A 22763-nucleotide genomic window follows, 5' to 3' on the forward strand; every position below is an offset into this window, starting at 1 on the left:
TCGTCCTCCTTCTTATGCTTCTTGTTCTTCTGTTTCTTCTTCGATTCCTAGTTCTTTTTTAATCCAATCATAACCTTCTGCTTCTAAACGTTGTGCTAATTCTTCGCCGCCTGATTTTACAACGCGACCTTGCATCATTACATGTACATGATCTGGTGTGATGTAGTTTAATAGACGTTGATAGTGCGTAATCATTAAGCATCCGAAGCCTTCGCCACGCATTGCATTAATACCTTTTGACACAACTTTAAGTGCATCAATATCGAGACCAGAGTCAATTTCATCTAAAATCGCAAAAGTTGGTTTAATCATCATTAATTGAAGAATCTCGTTACGTTTTTTCTCACCGCCAGAGAAACCTTCATTTAAATAACGTTGTGCCATGTCTTCATGCATTTCAAGGAATTCCATATTTTTATCTAATTCACGAATAAATTTCATTAGTGAAATTTCGTCGCCTTCTTCACGACGTGCATTAATAGCTGAACGTAAGAAATCAGCGTTCGTAACACCAGCGATTTCTGATGGATATTGCATCGCAAGGAATAAACCTGCTTGTGCACGCTCATCAACTTCCATTTCAAGTACGTTTTCACCATCAAGTTCAACTGTACCAGAAGTAACTTCATATTTAGGGTGTCCCATAATTGCAGAAGCTAGTGTTGATTTACCTGTTCCGTTTGGTCCCATAATTGCATGGATTTCATTTGTATTAATTGTAAGGTTTACGCCTTTTAAAATCTCTTTCCCGTCGATTTCAACGTGAAGATCTTTAATTACTAAAGTTGACATGAAAATACCTCCATAATGTGTTCTGTGAATGGGCAACCATTCCTTAATTATCATCATTCTAATCTTAACTGAAAATCGTTCTCTATGCAAACCATTTTAACCACTTTCAATTTCCAATGATAAAATCTTGAAATATAAAGACTTTGTAAGCATTTTCAGATTATTGGAAATCGAAACTGACAATGAGAATCAACAAAGTTTATTTTCAATGAATTATCTCTAATTGAGAATTGATTTCATCTAGCTACATAGTGGAAACCTCGCATAAAGCGTTAATTGTAACGGTTTTGTGACAAATACGCACAAACAACCCTATCTATACTATATCCTATTTCATTCGAATGGAATCACCTCATGAAATAAAATTATAGAGTACTAGCATAATAAACACGTTAAGCAAATTTACACTTTTTACTGTATGATAAAAATTTACTTTGCTTCCAGCAGAAGTCTCCATAAAATTTGTATGCAAATATAAAAAACAAGGATAAACTTGTTCGTAACTTTTAGCTAGGTTAAATGAATGGAAAACCTAGTGATTCCTTCCTGTACAATTATTTTACCAATGTAAAGAGCATACGAGTTGTAGCAAAGGACATAGCTCTAGTAGGAACAACATAGCCATGAAGGTCAACAAAACGTGGCATATAACGGGGTGCAGCTTACTGTGTGCCTGCGGAAGCATAGGCACGGTAACAGACCATTAGCAACATAGCAAAAAGCGTTAGATTGCTAGCAGCCAATCTAACGCTTTTTACTTAAATCTGTTCTTTACTATTTTTTATTTAGCTTATTTTATATGCCCATAAATAGCCCTTTGATTCAAGAAGGAATGAATCAGGCTCATTGGGCATTTGCAGCTCAACAGCATTATTTGTTTTTAACTCATAGCCATCATTGATACGTTCAATTTGGATTGGCACTTCTAATTCATTAAATAGCTGGCGCAAGCGATAAATCGTATTATAAAGGTTCGCCAATGCCTTTCGCTCATCAAGATTTGGCCAAATATCATCTAAAATACGATATTTAGAAACGACTACTCCTTCATTCAGCAACAAATAGTAAAACAGTTCCTCTGTAACTTTTGTGCGCCATTTAATCGCTTGACCATTCATACGTGTTCCAGCCTCACCTCGAAGGCGAACTTCAAGCTTCGCAATATTGTGCTGTTTCTGACGACCATAATATTTTGCAAGTCGTTCATCTAACTGTAGAACCGTATTCGGTGTCATCGGTTTTAAGACATAATCAAGCGCCTGTACGCGAAAAGCATCTACTGCATACTTCGTATAAGCTGTCGAAAAAATAATCGGTACATCAATCCCTTCCTCTACTAGCTTTAACGCAAGCTCTAAGCCATTTATTTTAGGCATTTCGATATCTAACAGAATCGCATCTGCCTGAATTGTTGAAAGCTCTTTGGCTGCTTCTATGGGCGACGCATAAGATGCAATAACCTTAAAAAGACCACTCTTCTCCAGTAAACGCTTATGCAAGTTTAGAATAGGTTCTTCATCTTCTACCATAATAATTTTCCACATTGGCATGCTCCTTTAAAGGTTGTTTTAAAATCATAGTTGTTCCTTCATCCAATTTAGATTGAATCATAAGCGAAGCTTTTGGTAACTCTTTAACACGGCGTAAGACATTCGTAAAACCAATGCCATTTGAACTGATATTTTTACCCATTGTTAAAGCGGCTACTTGTTCTGCTGTCATCCCAACGCCATCATCGACAATTTGAACTACAAGGAAATCTTCTTCTTTTTCTATTTTCACAATTACACAGCCATTTCCTTCTTTTTCAAAAATCCCATGACGAATCGCATTTTCGACAAGAGGCTGTATTAACAGGCTCGGCACCTCAACTTTTGCTGTATCAATTGTTTCATCAATTTCAATTACAACACTTAATCTACTACCAAAACGAGCTTGTTCAATTTCTACATAAGCCTGAATAATTTCCAGTTCTTTTTCAAGCGTTGCTCGATGGCCTTCCTTTCCAGAATCAAAGATATAACGTAAATACGTAGACAACATTGTTAATAAATGGCCTGCACGTTCTCCATCTGTATAGCAAAAGGAAATAATACTACTAAGTGCATTATATAAAAAGTGTGGCTTAATTTGCGCTTGTAAAAAGTTCATTTCATGCTCAATAGCATTCGTCATCGCTTCTTTCGTTAAAGAAATGGCAGAGAGTCGTGCCAATAATGATTCCTTGGATGCAGGCTTTCGAATATAATCGTTAGCGCCTGATTCAAGTACAAGTGAAATATTCGTAGGATATTCATTAGCTACTAGCATAATAATCGGTAGATCAATATAGCTATATTGACTTCTTATTTTTTGGGTTAGCACTAAGCCATCCATCACTGGCATCACTTCATCGATTAATAAATAATCCGGTTTTTTATGCTGAATAGTGTAAAGCGCTTCTTCAGCACTATGCGCTAAAGATATTGCGTAATGATTCTGAAGGAGACTTCGCAATACTTCCGCATGTATAACATCATCCTCCACAATCAATAAATTTGGTAAATTATCATTTAGTGTTGGAAGAGATAATGGCAGAATATAATCTGTTTTATTATGTAGTTTTTTCTCATATCCCCCAAAAGGCAATGTGATTAAAAACCTTATGCCATTATGTAAAATATCTACGGAATAGCTGCCACCCATTTGTTCAATTATTGCTTTTCCGATGGATTGGCCCGTTTCATCTGCAGCGATTTGCTTGATAACGTCAGGTCCAGTCCCTTCAACTACTATTCTTACATCTGCATCAAGATGCATAATTGTTAGGACGACTTCTCCATTGACCGCGTGAGCAATGGCTGTTTCCACTACACGATAAACAATTTGACTAATTCTTTGTTCATCTGCCTGTATTAGCAATTGACTATCTGCATGCGTATAAAATCGGATATTCGCTTTTTCCATCGTCCGTTCATGCATTTTCACAACATGCTGAAAAACCATTTGCACATTTACCGGATGAACATCAATTTGGAAATCTTGGAAACGAATTCTTGTAAAATCCTTTAGGTCATTTACTAAATATAATAAACGTTCAAGCTGTTGCTCAAGTAATTGATGCTCTATTAAAGTTCGATGTGCAGATAATGATTTTGTGACGTTCAGTGCATGATAAAGAGGTTGTTCGAGTTCTTTTGTTGTAACTTCTAAAAAAGAATCTTTACCTATTGTAGCCTTTTCCAATCTTTCGCTAAAAACTTCTGCTTCCGTCGTTCGATTAATTAGACGCATTGCAAGAAAGACATTCATGCCTAGAATAAAAAATAGTAATCCAGCTCGATTTAGAACATTTTTGCCAGAGAAAAAAAGCTGATCGACTGTGCCACTTATCGAAAAGATAAGGAGTGAAAACATCGAGGCACTTAAAATCATTAGTTCATTTCTAGGTATTTTCGTACTTTTAGTGATAAGTAAGTGGACCAATCTCCCAATAATGATTAAAGCCAAAACATTTATGTATCCAAAGAAGAAATATTGTAAAAATGATAATGACCTTGCAGGAAAGAGTAGCGTTCCTACTCCATAGAAAATAAGGGGCATCGCCAACGTAATAGCCGTTCGACGCTTCACTAGTGTTTCAACTGTATAGACAAAGAAAAAGAATAATGTAACGGCATTGATATAAGTTATAAAATCTTGCAATCGAAAGTACCATTCGAAGGAGATGGCAGGGTACTCCCGAATAAGCGTCCGTTCACCTCTTGTCGATACTAACAATGCCAGTGTGAAAAAGTACAGAGCACTGTAGAAAAAAGCTCGATCTTTTGTCCTCAATAAATACAAGCTAAAATGAAAGATTGAAAAAATAAATAGGATAATGATTGTCGTTTTTTCTAAATTAACATCCTTTACAACATCGTTGGCAATCGTTTCTGCATCACCAAGATCAATTGGGAAAATGACGCCATGCCGTGCATTATAGAAATCTGCTACTTGCAATGTAATGATCAGTGATTTTGTTTTAGGCTTAAAATATATTTCATACACTGGATTACTCGGTACTGCCCCTTCCTTTTTTGTTACAAGCGTTCCGTAAGACGCAAACTCTTCTCCGTTAATAAAGAGGCGATGTGCAGACCAAATATTTCGTACACGAATGCCTAGTTTATCGAAATGGGCAGGCAATTCAACTTGAAGCTGATAAGTACCATATTGGACGTTTTCTTTCCAAGGCCCTGGTACCATTTCCACCTTTGCATTTTGCAGAAAATCTGTTGGTTTTACGTATTCATTGCCAACAAACTTCCATTCACCTGACAAGGCAACTACTTTTTCATTTTTAGAAATACCCGTAAGATCTAATATGCCATCTTTTGCTTGCAAATCTGTATTGCTCGTATCTTGATCGTTAAATGTTAAACCAGCTAACATTGTAATGGCCAGTAGAATTAGTAGCCAGCTAATTCCTTTCTTTATCATAAATTTCCACCTCATATACATCTTATAAGACCCAACTCTCAAATTACTAACAGAATAAGTGTAATTTCCCTTTTTTAATATAATCATTAAAAGATTGTGTAAAATCTTTTAGTTTCAATTGTCTTTTCTGTAATTTATCATATTTTTATTTCGCACTATGCTATTTTTTCAGACTATTTATATATTAAATATTATATAATTAAAGTATAATCAATCGGATTTTTCGATTAATAGAGGTGAATATCCAGTGGAGTTACGTCAATTACGTTATTTTGTGGAGGTTGCAGAACGGGAACATATTTCTGAAGCTGCTGAACATCTTCATGTTGCTCAGTCAGCAATAAGTCGTCAAATTGCTAATTTAGAGGACGAATTAGGCACACCACTTTTTGAACGCGTCGGTCGAAATGTAAAATTAACACCGATCGGAAAAACTTTTCTCGAACATACCATTACTGCTTTAAAAGCCATAGATTTTGCAGCGAAGCAGGTAGAGGAATATTTAGACCCTGCAAAAGGCACTATTAAGATAGGCTTTCCTACAAGCTTAGCAAGCTATGTGCTGCCGACCGTTATTTCAGCCTTTAAGCGTGAATACCCAGATTTGCAATTCCAATTGCGTCAGGGCTCCTATCGCTTTTTAATTGATGCTGTTAAAAACCGTGAGTTAAACTTAGCATTTTTAGGACCGCTTCCACCAAAGGACGAGGCAATCCAATCAACTATACTATTTACAGAAAACATTGCAGCCTTATTGCCAGCAAACCATCCATTAGCTAAACGAAAAAGTATTCAACTGGCAGACTTACGTAATGACCTTTTCGTTCTATTTCCAGATGGCTATATATTGCATAAAGTTGCAATGGACGCCTGTCGTGCTGCTGGCTTTTTACCGAATGTAATATCGGAAGGTGAAGACTTAGATGCCTTAAAAGGTCTAGTTGCAGCTGGAATTGGCGTTAGCTTACTTCCTGAAAGCTCACTATATGATTCAGCTGCCCGCTTCACGATTAAGGTACCCATTGAATCACCTACAATTCCAAGAACTGTTGGCATTATTTCACCGATAAATCGTGAAATCGCTCCATCTGAAAAAATATTTTTAGAGTTCGTTACTAATTTCTATTCTCGACTTTCACAGTTTCAATGAACTAAATAATTGAGATGCGTCCGACGACGGTACGGATAACAACATTCACAGTAAAAAAGAGGATGGGACATAACCTTAAAATTTTGGCGGTGACTCCTGCTCAGAACGCCACACTGCGTAAGACGCTGGCATTCTGCGCGTTAGCGAGGGTTGCGGCTTTCGTGTGTGCCTGCGGAAAGCACCGCCGTAGAGGACAAAAACGGCGCAGTAAAAAAAGTGGATGGGGCATAACTTAAAAAATTTAAGGAACAGAGGAAAGGTGTCCATAAATTTTTGCTATATGGTGAACTTGGATAACTTAGCTATTCTTGCTTTTGCAATAAATAAAAAATTAGAAGGGTTCACTAGTTGTTGGTAGCGGAGGCGGTGACTCCTGCGGGAACGCACACAGCGTAAGACGCAACGAACCCGCGCGTTAGCGAGGGTTGCGGCTTACGTGTGTGCCCGCGGAAAGCACCGCCGAAGCGGACAACAACAGCGCAGTAAAAAAAGTGTTAGATTGATTGCAGTCAATCTAACACTTTTTCTGTTTATACAATGCTTCAAGTGTATACGTTAATCGTCCTTAAATACTTTTTGTAAAATATAATACGATTGTTTTAAACGTTCATTGTACTTCGGTTGTTGCCAAGTATCCCAACTATATGAATCTAATGCCGGTAATATATTATTCGTAGCCTTCGGTAAAGATTGGACTACTTTTCCTTCTTCATTAACAAATACTACACCTACAAAAATATTGTCCACTTTAACTGACGCTGTTTCACCATTCGCATATAAATCTCCCATAAACTCTCGCTGACTTGGATCTTTGGATTGTAGCAGAAGCCAAGGTATTCGTAGCTCAATCACATTATCATCTGTCCATGTGTAGTCAACGAGTGAATTATAGTTAGACGCTTCAGGATTTGCATTTCCTTGTAGCAATTTACCTGTTTCATAAAAGCTAAAGTCTGTCGTCTTTTTTTGTTCAGGTAAGTACAGTTGTTTATTTAAAACATAATAAATCGGCGCAAACTTACCGCTATTTTTTACCGCTGCTTTCATGCGTGGTGGAATCATGCTTAAACGATGTCCATAGAAATAATCATAGAAATCATAGTATTCATCAATGACAACTCGAGAATCGCCTTTTTTATTTAACTCAACAATAAAGTCAACACCATTTGAAAAAGTTATATTTTTAATAGTTGTTGCAGATGTATTGCCTTGCTCTGGTACTACGTCTAGTAAAATACGTGGTGATGCCGTTTTTATCTCATCACTTTTCAACTTCATGTACACATACTTTTCATCGTAATCCACAGCAAAATCAGTCGAGCTAGAAGGCGAAGTTTTATATAATTGTGTACCTTCTTCCCAATCATTTAGCTTTCCATCTACTTTCACTTTATTTCGATCAAAGCTCATTAGACCGAATTGCTGTTCATTGGTTTGAGCATTGGACCAAAACGGTCGACGATTCGGGTCGTCGTAATCCATTGTATTCCACGTGCGTTTAAACCACTCATCCTGCCATGTAAATACAAGCCCACCAAGCAAGCCTTCATGCATGATATCTTCATACAAATGCTGCAATGTTTCCCCTTGTTTCTTTTCGGACATGTGCCCCTGATTCCAACCGTAGACATTTTCATGGGTCATTCCACGCGATGCCGGAATGCCGAATTCCGCGATAAGTACAGGCATTGTATGCGCCTTATGCAATTCATTTAAATAACCTGCATAACTATTTTTTTGACCACGGAAATCTACATAATTTAAATAATCTTTATCGAAATTAAAGAAATCTGGGTAATAAGGATAAACATGATACGAAGCAAATTGTCCTGGTGCTTGCATGTCCCCTTTTGTAAAGATGACATTCGGGTTAACGCCTACTAAATCTTCATCTTCTGATGGTTCGGATGGATGCTCTAGTAAATCTGTTGTTACCCAGTTGGTAAAACTCATCGGTCGCATCCAATTGTATTTCTCTTTCTCATAAACTGTAATCATGTCCATCTGCTCAGCAAGCCAATGCTCAAAAGGTGTCGCATTTTTCGTTTCGAAATATGTTCCATTATATTGTCCTAAATTAGCATGCTTTTCATTTGTTCCGACGACCATATGTGGATACCACTCAATCCCAAGCACCCAACCAATTACATATTTTGAAATATCTACATCGTATAAGCCGGATGCATGTCCCGTAACAGGCTTCACATAGATATTACCGTGAATAACATCAACCATGCGCTTCATTTCATGTTGAAAATCCTTTAACGTAGTTGCATCATAGGCATCAAGTGATTCAGATAAGCCTTCTTCATTAATCCAAACACCATGTAAAACGTATAATGGTCGATTAGGATTTTCTTCGTTGTACTTTGCCAACGCTCGATAGAAGCCTGGCGGATGTAACGTATATACCCGTATCGTATTGGCATTCATAGCAGCAATTTGATTAAACCAACGATAGTACTCTTCTTCAGTGATTGCCGCTTCCCCAGGAAATGCACCTGGTTTCCCCATACCAATATTGACACCTTTGAATGTTATCGGCGCCCATTTTCCATCTTGTAACACTTCAAACGTTTCACCTTGAACACGTGCATTATAGTTTAATTTGTTTGCATGATTTGTTTCTTGCACTTCTTTTTTCTCAAATGTCTCAAATACTTTGTGCATAACTGGTATGTAAATAGACCAATAAAAAGAGCTGTCCGCAAACTTCTCAGCATATTTATAAAGAGTAGGTAAACCTTTGAATTTAGATAGCGTAGGTAAACGATCCATATCATTGAAGTCTCCCGCAAAATAATAGCTTGTTGTATAACGTTTATCCTGTGAGACAATCGCTGCAAATTGTTGTGGAATATGATTGTCATCTAAAATCTTGGACCCCTCTTTAGTTAAATCCCACTTATAGTTTGCTAAGGCATCTTCAGCATATTTCGGCGTAATAATATCAAACCAATACTCATATTTTGCACTGCTAGAGGTATTAAAAAATTGCTTACCCGCTTCCGTAAATTGAAGCTCAATCCCTGCCGTTTTAATATGTTTGTCCAACTCTAATACTACGAGCTTTTCTGTAATTTCATTAAATACGATAAATCCTCCGCCTTTATAGGACCAATCGTCTCCGTATTCATCTACTATCCATTGTGGTATTTCTAAATTTTTATGATAATCGAGCTCATCAAAATAACGCCCAATCCATCCTGACCATGAAATTCCCAAATAATCTTGAAGCTCTTTTCGGACAGCTTCCGTTGTTGGCGAAGCGAATGTATTGTACTCGGCTATTAACATACTTTTTTTATTACTAGCTAGTCGAGATACAATTGACTGCCACTCTTCCATCTCTAAACCACCGACAATTTTTTCTGAGCGTTGTCCTAGCCTTTTTTCTTGTCCCAAATCATCTTTATACACACCATACGTATCTGCTAAATAAATCACATCATAGTTACTGTAGTCTGTTGGGAATTTTTTTTCCGTTACACTTTTTAATTTGTCATCTGGTTGCGTACCGAAATAACTGTCAACTAAATCATAAGGCTGATTGTCCATCGTATACTTGTAATGATTTAAAAACCAATTCACGCCGAGATGTTCGCGATATGTTTCATTTGGAACTGTTTTATCTAAAATCGCTACGTTTAGCGGGGTATTATCATCCAAGTACCAAATAATAATCGGAGTAATAATGAGCATTAATGTAATGATAATCCCTATATATATTCGCTTCATACACTTTTCTCCTTTTCAGCAATCCCGACACGCTTCATATTTCCCCATTCACTCTTTCTACGTACAAATCGAATTAACCCTTCACAACGCCATAGCAGTGTAAGTGGGCGATACCAAAAAATTTCAGTAAACGCTAAAGTAATCATACGTAACAAGTCTCTCTTTCTTGGGTACGTATTCATGCTCCAAGCCTCAAATAATACGGAAGCAACGGAAAAAATAACACCATAAATAACAAAAAGTAATAATAACAAAATCGCCATTTCATAATAAATTTGCCCTAAGAAAAACGCGATAATAATATAGATATAGCCACCTAGTTCTACAACAGGTCCTAAACATTCTACTAACCAAAAATATGGAAACGAAACCATACCAATCAAACCGTATCGTGGATTTAACGTCATCTTCTTATGTTTCCAAAGACTTTCAAACATCCCTTGATGCCAACGTCTGCGTTGATTTCGCAAGACACTTAATGTATGTGGTGCTTCTGTCCAACAGACAGGGTCTGGTACAAATTCAATTCGTTTATTTACTTTTTTCTCTTTAATAAGTCGATGAACATTGACAACAAGCTCCATGTCTTCACCAATAATATTGGTCGAATAGCCTCCTGCTTCAACAGCCCATTTTTTTGAAAAGACACTAAATGCACCTGAAATAATCAACACAAGATTAAATTTACTTAATGCAATTCGCCCCATTAAAAAGGCTCGCAAATATTCAATTATTTGCATGATAACTAAATAATTACTAGGTAAGCGCATATCATAAATCGAGCCAAGCTGCATTTTCGCTCCGTTGGCGATACGTATATTCCCCCCTGCCGCAATCACTTCTCCATCAGATAAAACAATCGGCTTCATCACACGAAGCAATGCTTTTTCATCTAAAATGGAATCCCCATCAATGGAACAAAAATACGGATATTGTGATACGTTGATACCGACATTCAATGCATCAGCCTTGCCACCATTCACTTTATCTACCAATATACAATTCATATAAATTTCTGATTCATAAATTTGGATCACTTGCTTAGTATGAATATTTGTTTTTATAATTTTATTTACAGGTTTCATTTGAAAGTGCTCAATGACCGTTTGTAGTGTATTGTCAGTGGAACCATCATTAATAATAATAATTTCTGTTTGCGGATAACGTAAATTAAGCAATGAATAGACGGTATCTACTACACCTACTTCTTCATTATAGGCAGGAACTAGTAAGGACACAGGCTTGGAATAAAAGGCATCAATATGCGCATCGTCATACTCCGAAGGGTCTAAACGATATCGCTTACGCAAATCAAGCATTGCGATGATTAACATGGTGCAATACGAAACAATAACAAACAGCATATAAAATACAATTACGCCGCCAAAAAACAACATGGAGTAATGTAAAATTTTCATCTCGTTCCCTGCTTTCTCATTATTGTTTCTTGTGCCATCTCTACTGCATAATGATCAGTAGAATAAGAAATAAACTCTTTTAATTTCTCTAATCCGTCACGGTCTTCAGCAATCGTCTTCGCAGCTTGAGAGCGAACCCACCAATTTTCATCTTGAAGAAGCTGTTCTAAATATGGATAAGAATAGGACAAGGGGACATATTTAAAAATCTTCCCTACCATTAAGCGCACTTCCCATAAATCTGACGTTACAAAAGGAATATACGGATTAATATTTTCAATTACGCCGATTTCAAACAGGCCCTTTAGCGCGCGTATTTTAATTTCATCATTTTCATTCGTTAATAATTGCTCTAATTCCCCAATATATTTCATATTTTTTTTGGCAGCAGCTGTATCGATTACAGCAAATTGAATGCTTATTGACCAGCTCGTAAACTCATCAAAAAATCGCATAAATATATCTTCCTCTAATAAAACGAATAATCTTCTATACTCACTTTCAGAGTAATTTGCATTGGGAACCTTAATTTTTTGAATAAATAATTCTGGCTGAAATAAGGAATATATTTTAAGCAATTGAAAAAACTCTTCCTTAGAGTATTTCGTTGTCTCTAATTTTTTACAAGCATCGAGCAATTCATCGAGCTGCAAATCGGCGATACGATATAAAGCGTTCATGCGAATGCTCCAACGTTTATTCATTAAATCATTTTCATAAAATGTCTTTAAATACTGATTGGCAAAATTCTTCATTTTCCATCTCATATCATCATTCGTAATGTTCTTTAAATAGGATGAAAAAATCATTTCGATTGCCTGAACTTGGGGCTTGCCACGAGGTATAAGCACCACTGAAAAAATTTCATTATTAAAAAGATATTCATACCAAAGCTGTGAGTAGTCTTTTAAATAGATATCTCTCGATTTTTTAAAACGCACTTCACTTTGACGTTGATAAAATATATATATCATGAAGCCGCACAGAACAATGAACAGTATAGCTATTACTGATAAAAGAAAATCAAGCGATAAGTCTATCATAGCCAATACCTCGCAAAAGTTCGTTTAATTTTTGCTTCTAATAAACGTAAATTAAACGGTTTGACTATAAATTCATCTACGCCACCTTCATAAGCATTTAGTGCAGCGATCTCTGAGTTACGTTCAGACATCATGTAAATAAGGAATTTCTTTTCGTTCGGCATTGTTCGTAAGCTGTGTAAAATTTCTAAGCCATTATTGCGCGGTAAAATATCATTCATAATAATTAAATGCAGATGCCCAGATTGATAAGTATTAGATTGTAAAAAACTATAACCATCTTCATATGCTGTGACATCAAAGGTGAAATTAGCGATATCCATGGAATTTAAAGTCGTTTCTAGTACTTTTCTAAAAATTGCATTTTGTTCAATAATACTCACTTTTACAAGTTCAATGGATTGTAAACGATAATCCTCTATCTGTTCAATCCACCATGGCTGTTGATTGTTGTCAGCCAGCAATGCTTTATTTTTTTCTACTAGTATTTCAAAGTTGATCTGATTATTACGTATTTCTGTTATAGAAGCTTTTAAGGCAACGCGACTTTCTAGCGTTGTATCTTTCTTTAGTAACTGGAAGATTCTTTTTAAAAATGCATTCGCTTCAACATCACTACTTTGTAAAAAAATAATGCCCCAATGCTCTCCATCTTCCAATTGGAAGAGTAAATCTGTCTTCCGAATATTTTCCGTTAAAAAATCAGTAATTTGAGTATTTACATTGCTTTGATTTACTTCTGAAGAGGTACTGTGTACACACTTTAAAAAAATTGTGGTAATCGTCATATGTGAACGAATAGCACTTTCAAGCATAATTTCAAAATATTTTTTAACATCTTGTTCTAGCATTATATCTTTTGTGAAAATTACTTCATTCATTATTCCTACCTCCTTGTAGCTCTCCTCGAAATAATTCAAAGCCTTACTTGTTTAGTGCCCGATAGGAACAAAAATAAACCTTGTACTAACCGTACATTATGTTTGATAAACAAGGTAAACCCCACCAAATAAACTTTTATAGGAAAGCGAGTCAGACAAGCCCCCTCAATATGACACATGCCATATTGAGGATGCTCGATGCTCGCCCACAAAAAGTTAAATGGTGGGGCTTGTCATAATTAATCATTATATAGCTTTTCGCTATTTCAAACTACAGTAAAAAATACGTTTAATTGACTTATCTATCCTTCATTTGATAGATTGTTTGTCAATCCACTTTAATGTATCTGAACTTAAACCGCCAGCGCGCCATAATACTACCTCATGATAGCTTTTTTGTTGGACATAGCTAATCCATTTTTCAAGTGTCTCTTGATCCGCATACCATACCTCATAACGCACATTATTGTCATCTGAATAAGTGAAATAGGCAGCCCCGCTTGCTTGATCTCGTTGTTTCTTTACTTTCGTTTTGGCGAGTAGTTGCTCTGCCTCAATTTCCGTTAAAGCAACTGCTTTCCCTTGTGCAGGCCATTTAAATCCGCCCGTTGCAAAAGCAATGGCTAAGTCTTGATTAGACTTTTGTATTTTTTTTAGTAAGTCATCTAAAAATGAGAATGTTGCTTTCGCTCCCGGTCCACTATGATAACCATGGACATTGTACGCCATAACAGTATACTTTGGGCCATCGGGCAATTTCATATCAAATGGAAAACGCGGTTCTAATACAACATTTAGTGTGATATTTTTTTTGGATAATTGTTGATAAAGCTCTTCTAAAAAAAGTAGATATTTCGGAAGATCCTCTTTCGCTACCTTTTCATAATCAATTTCTATTCCCTTGACCTGATATTGCTCAACAATTTGCAATATATTATCGATATGCTTTTGTCTTGTTGAAGTATCTTGGAGCAGGCGATGTAATAACTTACTATCCTTCTGAACTGATGGGGCGTTATCTGTAACATAGTCATTGATTAACGTAAGTATCACAGAATGTGTTGCATGAAATTGTTGCTGTGTTTGTTGCAACATCTCTACCGCATTATCTGTTAATAATAATTGATCTTTACTGTTGAAATAAGCGCCAAATACACGAACATCCTGTAGACCCTGCTGTGAATTTTTCACATCTTCTATTGCTGATTTTTTTTGCCATTCGGGCAACCAAATAGATAATTGCAACTTATTTTTATTCTTTAGCTCTTCCTTTGCTTCAACCGGAACTTCTTTACTATTGCTACATGCTGTGATAATTAGTAGTGCCATACAGATAAACAAAATAAATTTTCTCACGTGAATCTAACTTCCCCTCGGTTTAGAAGGTTTCAATAAAGAAGTCTACAACGTTATTAAACAAAGTCGTTGTTTTATACTTCACTTTATCAAAATTCGTATATTGATTTGAAAAGAGTGTCGTCTTGTTTCCATCTGTTATTAATAGATCATCAATCAATGTATCGTAAATATCATCTGCATACTGTTCATGTGTCGTATCTTTTTTACTATACATTGCTCCGATTCCTAATTGTGTCCCATTAATAACTGGATTTACCTTTATTGTCTTCGATAATTCATCGTCGACATTTATCTCTATTTTATCTTTATTCACAGCGATATTAAATACTCTTTTTTGTGTTAAATTTCGTGGATATTCATCTTCATCAATTCTCGAACCTTTTTGTGTATCTTGATAGTTATAAACAGTTGCTTTATTAAATGCGTATTGTTTTTCATCCCACTTAATATCATTTAACTGCAAGCGTTCCTTTTCAACAACACTTGCTCCAGGTAATTTTTCTGACACAACGATCTCATTGTCTATTAATGCAATACGCATATAGCTATTGCTTTTTTCATCATAGTTCACATATAGAGATTGCTGCCCTACTACATTTCCTTTAAAAGCAAAATTGACATTATATTGATTAGGCAATTCATCCTTTAAAATAATGCGCCCTTCACTGGATGGTGCAGACGTTATAATGATTTCATTATTTTTAAATTCTGCAGCGCCATTAATAATGGACCATTTTTTTGCTTGTTCAGCATCCCCTACTTCAAATGCTACATTTTGTTTACTCGCTTGGCGGATTTTCATCATCACATGGTTTGTTGACCAATATGGCGATACTTGTAATCGGCTTAAGTTATAGAGATCTGCGTCTTTGTTATTATAGGCACCTAGCTCTAAATTGAAATGCATACCAAATGTATTTTTAATTTCGGTATCGTTGATACTCTCTACTAAAGGGTCCATGTTATTGTAAAGTGCATTGGCATGCATAATGGCATACGCCTTTGGCACTTCATCTAACTTTTCTTCATAAATATCGTGCATTAATTTATAATCCTTTTTAATTCGCGTCTCCATTTCTTTACGCGTTTCACTCGGAATCATAAACTGATTGCGAATAAAGTCCATTAAATAGTGATTATAATATTCGATTGTCGTTTTATTTGGCACATCATTCTCGTCGATCATGCCTAATGACTGTCCTTGATCATTATAAATATTAATATACGTCAGACGGTATCCATTGGAACCTAATTCCCAAAAGCCACTTTTTTGCATCAGTAATAAATCTTTAGGTTTTAAAAATTTATTGTCTCTCGTATCCATCTTATTGGCATACGTAAACATGGTTGCTTTATAATTCAACTCTTCCATAATGTTTTGAGCGAAAATACTTGAGTCTGTGCGTCCATCTTCAAATGATAAAAACAATGCTTTCTCTGGTAGAGGTTTGTTCTTTTCATAAAAATCTACTATATCTTGCTGGGTAATCGTTTTGTAACCTTGCCCTTCAAGTAACTCCAACTGTTTTTCCAAGTTCTTTCTGGACACGTATTTTGGAGAATCATTTCTACTTACGCCAAAGTAGGATAATGCAATAAAACCATCTTTATTAATTAGAGGAACTGTTTCCTCTTCTTTTTTTTCTGTTAAGAACACGACACGTATTAAAATCACCGCTAAAAATACAACGATAACGAATTGAGCAATAGAACGAAGTAATTTTCTGCGATTTTTTTTAGCTGGATCTAATACAACATTTTTTTCACTCATTCCTTCTCACCCATTTTTCTTATTTTCAGCATTGAAAATCGGGATTTCCGAATCTTTTGTTTTTCCAATTTCTTTTCCCTTGCCAATACATCTTGAGGTGTTTCTCTTGTGCCCCAAGTTGATTTCCAAAATGTCACCCACGCCACAGGCATTTGCCAAAGTAAAATAAATTCGTAGAAAAGGACAAATATAAAGCCAAACGTCCACAACTTACTTCGTCTAAAGAATAGGTGGGCCAAGCTCATCAGCATTGCCATTAACAATAGGCCCATTAAAAATGTTGTTGGAAATATCCCATGCATAATAGGCACATAGATTAAATTGTAAACTACGACAATCGGTGCTGCGATTGGTACAATTAAACCAATGATAAAGAACAAAAACATAAAAGGTTCTTTTTTCCACATAAATAAAAATGCTCGTAACGACTCTCGTAACCATGATCGTTTCCAGCGCATTTGTTGCGACAAAAAGACTTTTGTCTCTGAAGGTACAATTGTAGAACATACGGCATTATCTTGATAACCTGTGCGATGCGTCTTTAAAATATAGTTCGTCATACTACGATCATCACCAAAAGTTGCCGGTTGCCCTAAGAACTTTTGATTTAACCACGCTGTTTCATTTTTTAATATAAGTTCTTTTCGATAGCATGCCAGTGGCCCCGATAAGCATGTTACGGTGTCAAACCAAGACTCTGCCGCTTTCATTATACGAAAGGCTATATAATATCGAACCGTTTGTAGTTTTGTTAGCGCATTTGTAAACTTGTTTTCTACTTCTGTTCTTCCTGCTACACCGCCCATTTTAGGATCCTGGAAAGGTTGTACTAAATTTCGAATGGCGTGAGGCTCTAAGAAGCTATCTGAATCGACGAAAACGACTAAATCATGTTTGGCCAAATGCACTCCCGCTATTAACGCTTCACGCTTCCCCCCATTTTGAGGTAACTTATGAAATTTCAAACGTCCCTCTGTTTTAAAACGCCCACCTTCCCGATGAATCAGCTCAATCATGTTATTGGCGGCTTCCTCTGTTCTATCTGTAGAGTAATCATCTACGACAATAACTTCTAATTTATCCACAGGGTAATATTGATTGATACAGCTTAAAATGGTTCTATGAATCCATTGTTCTTCATTAAATACTGGAATAATAATAGAAACACCGGGTTCATATTGAGGATTGATTGGCACATTCCTATAGAAAATACCAAACAAATATCTACTTAGAAGAAATGTAGCTGCGATTATACTATATAAATATAAGAACTTATTAAACTTAAAATAGATGACACTTTCAGCACGCATTAAGACAACGATAAGTGAAACAATAAATAAAAATAAACTCGCTACAAAAATTGAAAGTCCCCAACGTTTTTTCGTTAAATACTCATTTAAAGGATTTAAAAATTCAAACGCATAGTAGTATCTCGTTTTTCCATCTACCTCTTTTGTAAATTGACGGACTACTTTAGCTTTTAACTTTACTTTTGATTCATAACCCTCTGGCATCGCTCCATCAGGTATTGTGAACTGCATCGTAACAATTTCATCAGCTAATAATTTATTTGCACTATCCGTATAAACAAGGATACCTGTCACCGAAATATCTTCAGCATAATATTGATAAGGATTCTTTTGTCTAGCTCTTTTAATGTTCACTTCAAATGCAGTTTCATAACGCAAACTTAATAACTGTAAACGATAAATTTCATTTACATTTGTAGGGTCAATATCCCCGCCTTCTGTTTGGTACGAAGCCCCTCGACGATTAACGAGGCTCCGCACATTTTCAGGATCAGGAATATTCGATAAAATACGTCGATCAGAGCGCGGCATTGTTAAAATCTCTTTTTTCTTTTTCATGATTATCAATTCACTTTCTTATTTGAATCTTCTTCAATCCAAGTCGACATTTTTGCAAAACTATAGCCTTGCTTTTGAAGTTGTTCAATAATTAATGGCAGTGCTTCGACTGTTTTTGTACCGTCTAATATATGCATCACCACTACCTTTCCTGGAGCAGCCCTACTCATAACCCGATCATAAATATCTTGTGCCGTATAATCTAAGTTCCAATCAAATGATGCAATATCGTACATGGCGATGGTTTGAACGCCAGTAGCGGCAATAATTTTAGCAGACTCCTCATTGATAACACCTTGATTTGGTCTAAAATACAATAACGGTGATTCCTGTAGAGCATACGTGAGTGCTTGGTGTGCCTTCAATACATCTTCTTGTAACTCCTCTGGTGTCATCGTTGTTACATCAACATGATTATAAGAATGACTCGCTACTTCGTGTCCTCGATCAACAATTAATCGTGCTAATTGAGGGTTTTTTTCTACACCCTTCCCGATTAAGAAAAATGTACATTGAATATTGTACTTATCTAAAACATCTAAAATTTCCTTCGTTCGTTCCTCACTTGCCCAGTCATCAAAGGATATAGCAATTTCTTTTTTTGTTGTATTTTTTCGATAATATACATGCGGTTGGACATTTTCGTATGCCGGATTTATTTTTATCGCATCATAGCCTTTAATATCTTCTAACGATTTAACCAAATATTCGTTTTCAAATACGTCCGTTAACGTAGAAAATATAAAGCCTTTTTCTTTGCCAAACTGTGCAAGTAACGGGACAACATCAATGACAGCCGGATTAATATACGTATTTAAATGGATGACTGAACCACTATCTACATACTTTCGAATATACGTCATCATTTCATCTGCACTTTGCATATTACGATCTTTCGGATTAACAGATGCCTCTACAACAGCTTTCATATTAAGAGCATTTGTAGCATAACGCATATTGTCTGTTGCGTCCCCTGAACGACTTCTCACATACTTCGGTGTATAACCTAATTGCTCTTCAAAAATTTGATTTGTTAAATATATTTCCTTATAAGTTTCTTCATAATCAATATCTGCCATATCAGGGAACGTTAATGTACCGTTTTCTACTTCATGGCCTTTGCTCAATATGTCCTTAACCAATTCAGGTTCTTGTGCTAGACGCATACCTTCGATAAAAAACGTTGCCTTGATATTCGATTGGTCCAATACCTTTAAAAGCTTTTGCATTGTCTCATTGTCCGCAAGTCCATTAAACGTTAATGCCACTTTCGGAGTAAGAATATTGGCATGACGTAAAATATCGCTCATCGTTCCATCATGTTCTTTTATTTCAATCGACGAATCTACTGGTGCAACTTGACTTTGTGTTTCGGATTGACATCCTGCTATGAACAAAGCGACTAGTAAACTACATAATTTTAGTCTTTTCATTTCCACACAGTTCTCCTTACAATTTATGATAGTTTTTATTGGCAAATAAAAAATGGGTATTCCGTGTATCAAAAATTAATGCAGCATATTGATCGAGCAATCCATAATCAATTTCTGCATGATTCGTTAAAATTAATACAGCTTCAGCTTCTTCAATTAATTGTTTCGATAATGCAACAGTATTAAGTGTGTATTGGTTGACAGAGAAAGTTTCGATAAATGGGTCCACAACCATGACATCATATTGCTTCTCCAATAATTCTTGGATGACTTGGAGCGCAGGAGATTCACGGAAATCATTAATATTTGGCTTATACGTGACACCAATAACAATAATCTTTCCTGCTCGAAGCTCTTTCTTCTGTGCCATTAGATAATTTTCCAATCTTTCGACCACAAAACTTGGCATTGAATCATTGATTTTATCTGCCGTCTCAATTAATGAAGCTGTAATACCATGTTGCTGTCCTGCCCATAATAAATATTTAGGGTCAACAGGGATGCAATGCCCGCCTACCCCCGGACCAGGTGTAAATGGCATAAATCCATATGGTTTTGTGGAAGCAGCTTCAATTACTTCCCAAATATCTACATTCATTTTGTAGCATACTTTACTTAGCTCATTAACAAGTGCGATATTGATTTGGCGAAATGTATTTTCCAGTAACTTCTCCATCTCAGCAACCTTTGGATTAGAAACAGGAAAAACATTGGTATTGATGATTGTTTCGTAAAATAGTTTTGCTATTTCTAAACATGCTTCTGTTACACCACCGACTACTTTCGGTGTATTTGAAACGGTAAAATTAATATTTCCAGGATCAACACGTTCAGGGGAATAAGTTAAAAAGATATCCTGCCCAATCACATAATTACTTTTTTCTAAAATTGGTTGAACGACCTCTTCTGTCGTTCCAGGGTACGTCGTGCTTTCAAGAATCACTAGTGTATTAGCAGAAATATATTGTGCGATTGATTCGGACGCATCTTCAATGTAAGTAATATTCGGCGTACCATCTGCTGATGTTGGAGTTGGAACACAAATAATCATGACATCTACATTTGCAAGCTTTGAAAAATCCGCAGTCGTTTCAAATTTCTCTTCTTTTAAGACCTCTTGGATAACAGCATTAGATAAATCTGCAATATAACTTTCTCCATTCGTTAACTTAGCGATTTTTTCGGTACTTTTATCAATACCGATTACTTGAAACCCTTTTTTAACCATTTCTATAGCGAGTGGTAATCCTACATATCCGAGCCCGATTACACCAATTTTCGCCTGTTTTGTTATGATTTTTTTCGATAAAGCTATTTTTGGTGAGTCAATTTTAATCCCCATAAACAAATTACCCCTTTACCTATTTTTAAACATTAAATACAAAAAAATCCTTTTTCGTGCAAAAAGCATTTATATTGATAATTCTCTTGCCACCACAAAAAAGCACACATTTCCAACATACCTATAGTACTAATATCAACTAAACAAATTCTAAACAATTTTTAAATAAATGTATAAATAACTATTTTAAATAAGTTAATTTCACCAAAAAATTCAATATAATCCTTTAGTATTATATCATTTTTGGTAAATTAATACATGCACTATTTTTCTAAATATAATTAACTAGATGCAAAGATAAAAATGATTAAACAAAAAAGTATCGTCCCACTCCGATTGCATGTAAACTTGCTATACAATCATTATGGAACAACATGTTTTATTGCATTACATTAAAATGGAAAGACCCTTTCAAAATTGTTCACCTTTTCACGCACCTCTTTTTAACTGTATTAATTAAAGTCCCGTTGTAACACTGAACAATGTTAATAATTCACATTTAACATGATAAATACTTTCTTTCTATCGTTTTTTAGAACCCGAATACGTACGTAAGAGGGTGATTACGGATAGTATTCTTACATAAAAAAAGAGTATGTAAGTTTTCACTTACATACTCTTTTTAAAAGCTACATATTATTTAACTGGTACTACTGCACCTTTCCATTCATCTAGAATGAAGTCTTGGATTTCTTTAGAAGTTAATACTTCTAATAATTTTTTAATTTCTGGTTTATTTTCATCCCCAGCACGTACCGCAATAATGTTCACATATGGAGATTCTTTGTCTTCTAGCGCAATTGCATCTTTGATTGGGTTTAGACCATTATCGATTGCGTAGTTAGAGTTGATAAGGACTGCGTCGCCTTCTTCATTTTCAAACATTTGAACAAGTAGTTCTGGTGCAGTATTCGCATCAAATTTAAAGTCTTTCGGATTATCTACAATATCTTTAATTTCAGCTGCAGTTTTATCGATACCATCTTTTAATTTAATTAAGCCTTTCGCTTCTAATAATGACAGCATACGACCATGGTCTGAAACAGAATTAGATAATAAGATTGTTGCACCTTTCGGAAGGTCTTCAAGAGTTTTATATTTTTTAGAGTAAATACCGATTGGCTCGATATGTACACCGCCAGCATTTACAAAGTCATAGCCATTATCTTTAATTTGTAAATTTAAATAAGGGATATGTTGGAAATAGTTTGCATCGATTGTTCCTGAATCTAAATCTTGGTTTGGTAATACATAATCTTGGTATGTTTCGATTTCTAAGTCAATGCCTTCTTTAGCTAAAATCGGTTTTGCTTTTTCTAAAATAACTGCGTGAGGTGTGTTAGAAGCACCTATTTTTAATGTTACTTTTTCTTCAGTTTTTGCACTGTCGTCTGCCTTATCTCCAGAGCCTGCTTCATCTTTGTTACCAGCACCACAAGCTGCTAAAGCTAGTACAAGTACTGATAAAAATAATCCTGCTAATAACTTCTTCATTTGTCTACACTCC

The 22763-nt window shown here is 35.6% G+C and carries 14 protein-coding genes; 1 reads left to right on the forward strand and 13 read right to left on the reverse strand.

Annotated elements, in window-relative coordinates:
- Positions 1-12 precede the first annotated feature (12 nt).
- From sufC to MKY08_RS17770, 3 genes are all read right to left on the reverse strand, one after another.
- Positions 13-798, reverse strand: a complete 786-nt coding sequence (gene sufC, locus MKY08_RS17760; protein WP_172583049.1) for a Fe-S cluster assembly ATPase SufC — start codon at positions 796-798, stop codon at positions 13-15.
- A 779-nt stretch (positions 799-1577) separates the two neighbouring features.
- Entirely contained in the window at positions 1578-2336 is a 759-nt protein-coding gene (locus tag MKY08_RS17765) for a response regulator (RefSeq protein WP_069509297.1), read from the reverse strand.
- The gene (locus MKY08_RS17770) at positions 2308-5253 is read right to left on the reverse strand and encodes a histidine kinase (RefSeq protein ID WP_176723136.1); all 2946 of its coding nucleotides are present in this window, start codon (positions 5251-5253) and stop codon (positions 2308-2310) included. The genes MKY08_RS17765 and MKY08_RS17770 overlap by 29 nt, the downstream gene beginning before the upstream one ends.
- A gap of 247 nt (positions 5254-5500) precedes the next feature.
- On the opposite strand from MKY08_RS17770, the gene MKY08_RS17775 reads away from it, so the two are divergent.
- Complete coding sequence (locus MKY08_RS17775) at positions 5501-6403, forward strand: LysR family transcriptional regulator (RefSeq protein ID WP_069509300.1); 903 nt, start codon at positions 5501-5503, stop codon at positions 6401-6403.
- A gap of 555 nt (positions 6404-6958) precedes the next feature.
- Here the strand turns inward: MKY08_RS17775 and MKY08_RS17780 are convergent.
- From MKY08_RS17780 to MKY08_RS17825, 10 genes are all read right to left on the reverse strand, one after another.
- A complete protein-coding gene (locus MKY08_RS17780; RefSeq protein ID WP_069509303.1) occupies positions 6959-10141 on the reverse strand; it encodes a hypothetical protein in 3183 nt (1060 codons plus the stop codon).
- Positions 10138-11559, reverse strand: coding sequence for a glycosyltransferase (locus tag MKY08_RS17785; protein WP_069509305.1), 1422 nt, complete (start codon positions 11557-11559; stop codon positions 10138-10140). The genes MKY08_RS17780 and MKY08_RS17785 overlap by 4 nt, the downstream gene beginning before the upstream one ends.
- Complete coding sequence (locus tag MKY08_RS17790; RefSeq protein WP_069509308.1) at positions 11556-12602, reverse strand: HEAT repeat domain-containing protein; 1047 nt, start codon at positions 12600-12602, stop codon at positions 11556-11558. Before MKY08_RS17790 ends, MKY08_RS17785 begins: the two co-directional genes overlap by 4 nt.
- Positions 12599-13483, reverse strand: coding sequence for a response regulator (locus tag MKY08_RS17795; protein ID WP_069509311.1), 885 nt, complete (start codon positions 13481-13483; stop codon positions 12599-12601). Before MKY08_RS17795 ends, MKY08_RS17790 begins: the two co-directional genes overlap by 4 nt.
- Positions 13484-13792: 309 nt before the next feature.
- Complete coding sequence (locus MKY08_RS17800; protein WP_069509314.1) at positions 13793-14839, reverse strand: glycosyl hydrolase family 18 protein; 1047 nt, start codon at positions 14837-14839, stop codon at positions 13793-13795.
- A gap of 22 nt (positions 14840-14861) precedes the next feature.
- Positions 14862-16613 carry a polysaccharide deacetylase family protein gene (locus tag MKY08_RS17805; RefSeq protein ID WP_069509317.1) on the reverse strand — a complete coding sequence of 584 codons (1752 nt, stop codon included), beginning with the start codon at positions 16611-16613 and terminating at the stop codon, positions 14862-14864.
- Complete coding sequence (locus tag MKY08_RS17810) at positions 16610-18481, reverse strand: glycosyltransferase (protein ID WP_081327869.1); 1872 nt, start codon at positions 18479-18481, stop codon at positions 16610-16612. The genes MKY08_RS17805 and MKY08_RS17810 overlap by 4 nt, the downstream gene beginning before the upstream one ends.
- Positions 18482-18486: 5 nt before the next feature.
- The gene (locus MKY08_RS17815) at positions 18487-19914 is read right to left on the reverse strand and encodes a polysaccharide deacetylase family protein (protein WP_256093124.1); all 1428 of its coding nucleotides are present in this window, start codon (positions 19912-19914) and stop codon (positions 18487-18489) included.
- Between the two features lie 16 nt (positions 19915-19930).
- Entirely contained in the window at positions 19931-21256 is a 1326-nt protein-coding gene (locus MKY08_RS17820) for a nucleotide sugar dehydrogenase (protein WP_069509323.1), read from the reverse strand.
- A gap of 636 nt (positions 21257-21892) precedes the next feature.
- Positions 21893-22750 (reverse strand): MetQ/NlpA family ABC transporter substrate-binding protein, encoded by an 858-nt coding sequence (locus MKY08_RS17825; protein WP_069509326.1) that lies wholly within the window; start codon positions 22748-22750, stop codon positions 21893-21895.
- Positions 22751-22763: the final 13 nt, after the last annotated feature.

It is taken from the genome of Lysinibacillus sp. FSL M8-0337 (assembly GCF_038593855.1).
GTDB classification, from domain to species: Bacteria; Bacillota; Bacilli; order Bacillales_A; family Planococcaceae; genus Lysinibacillus; species Lysinibacillus sphaericus_D.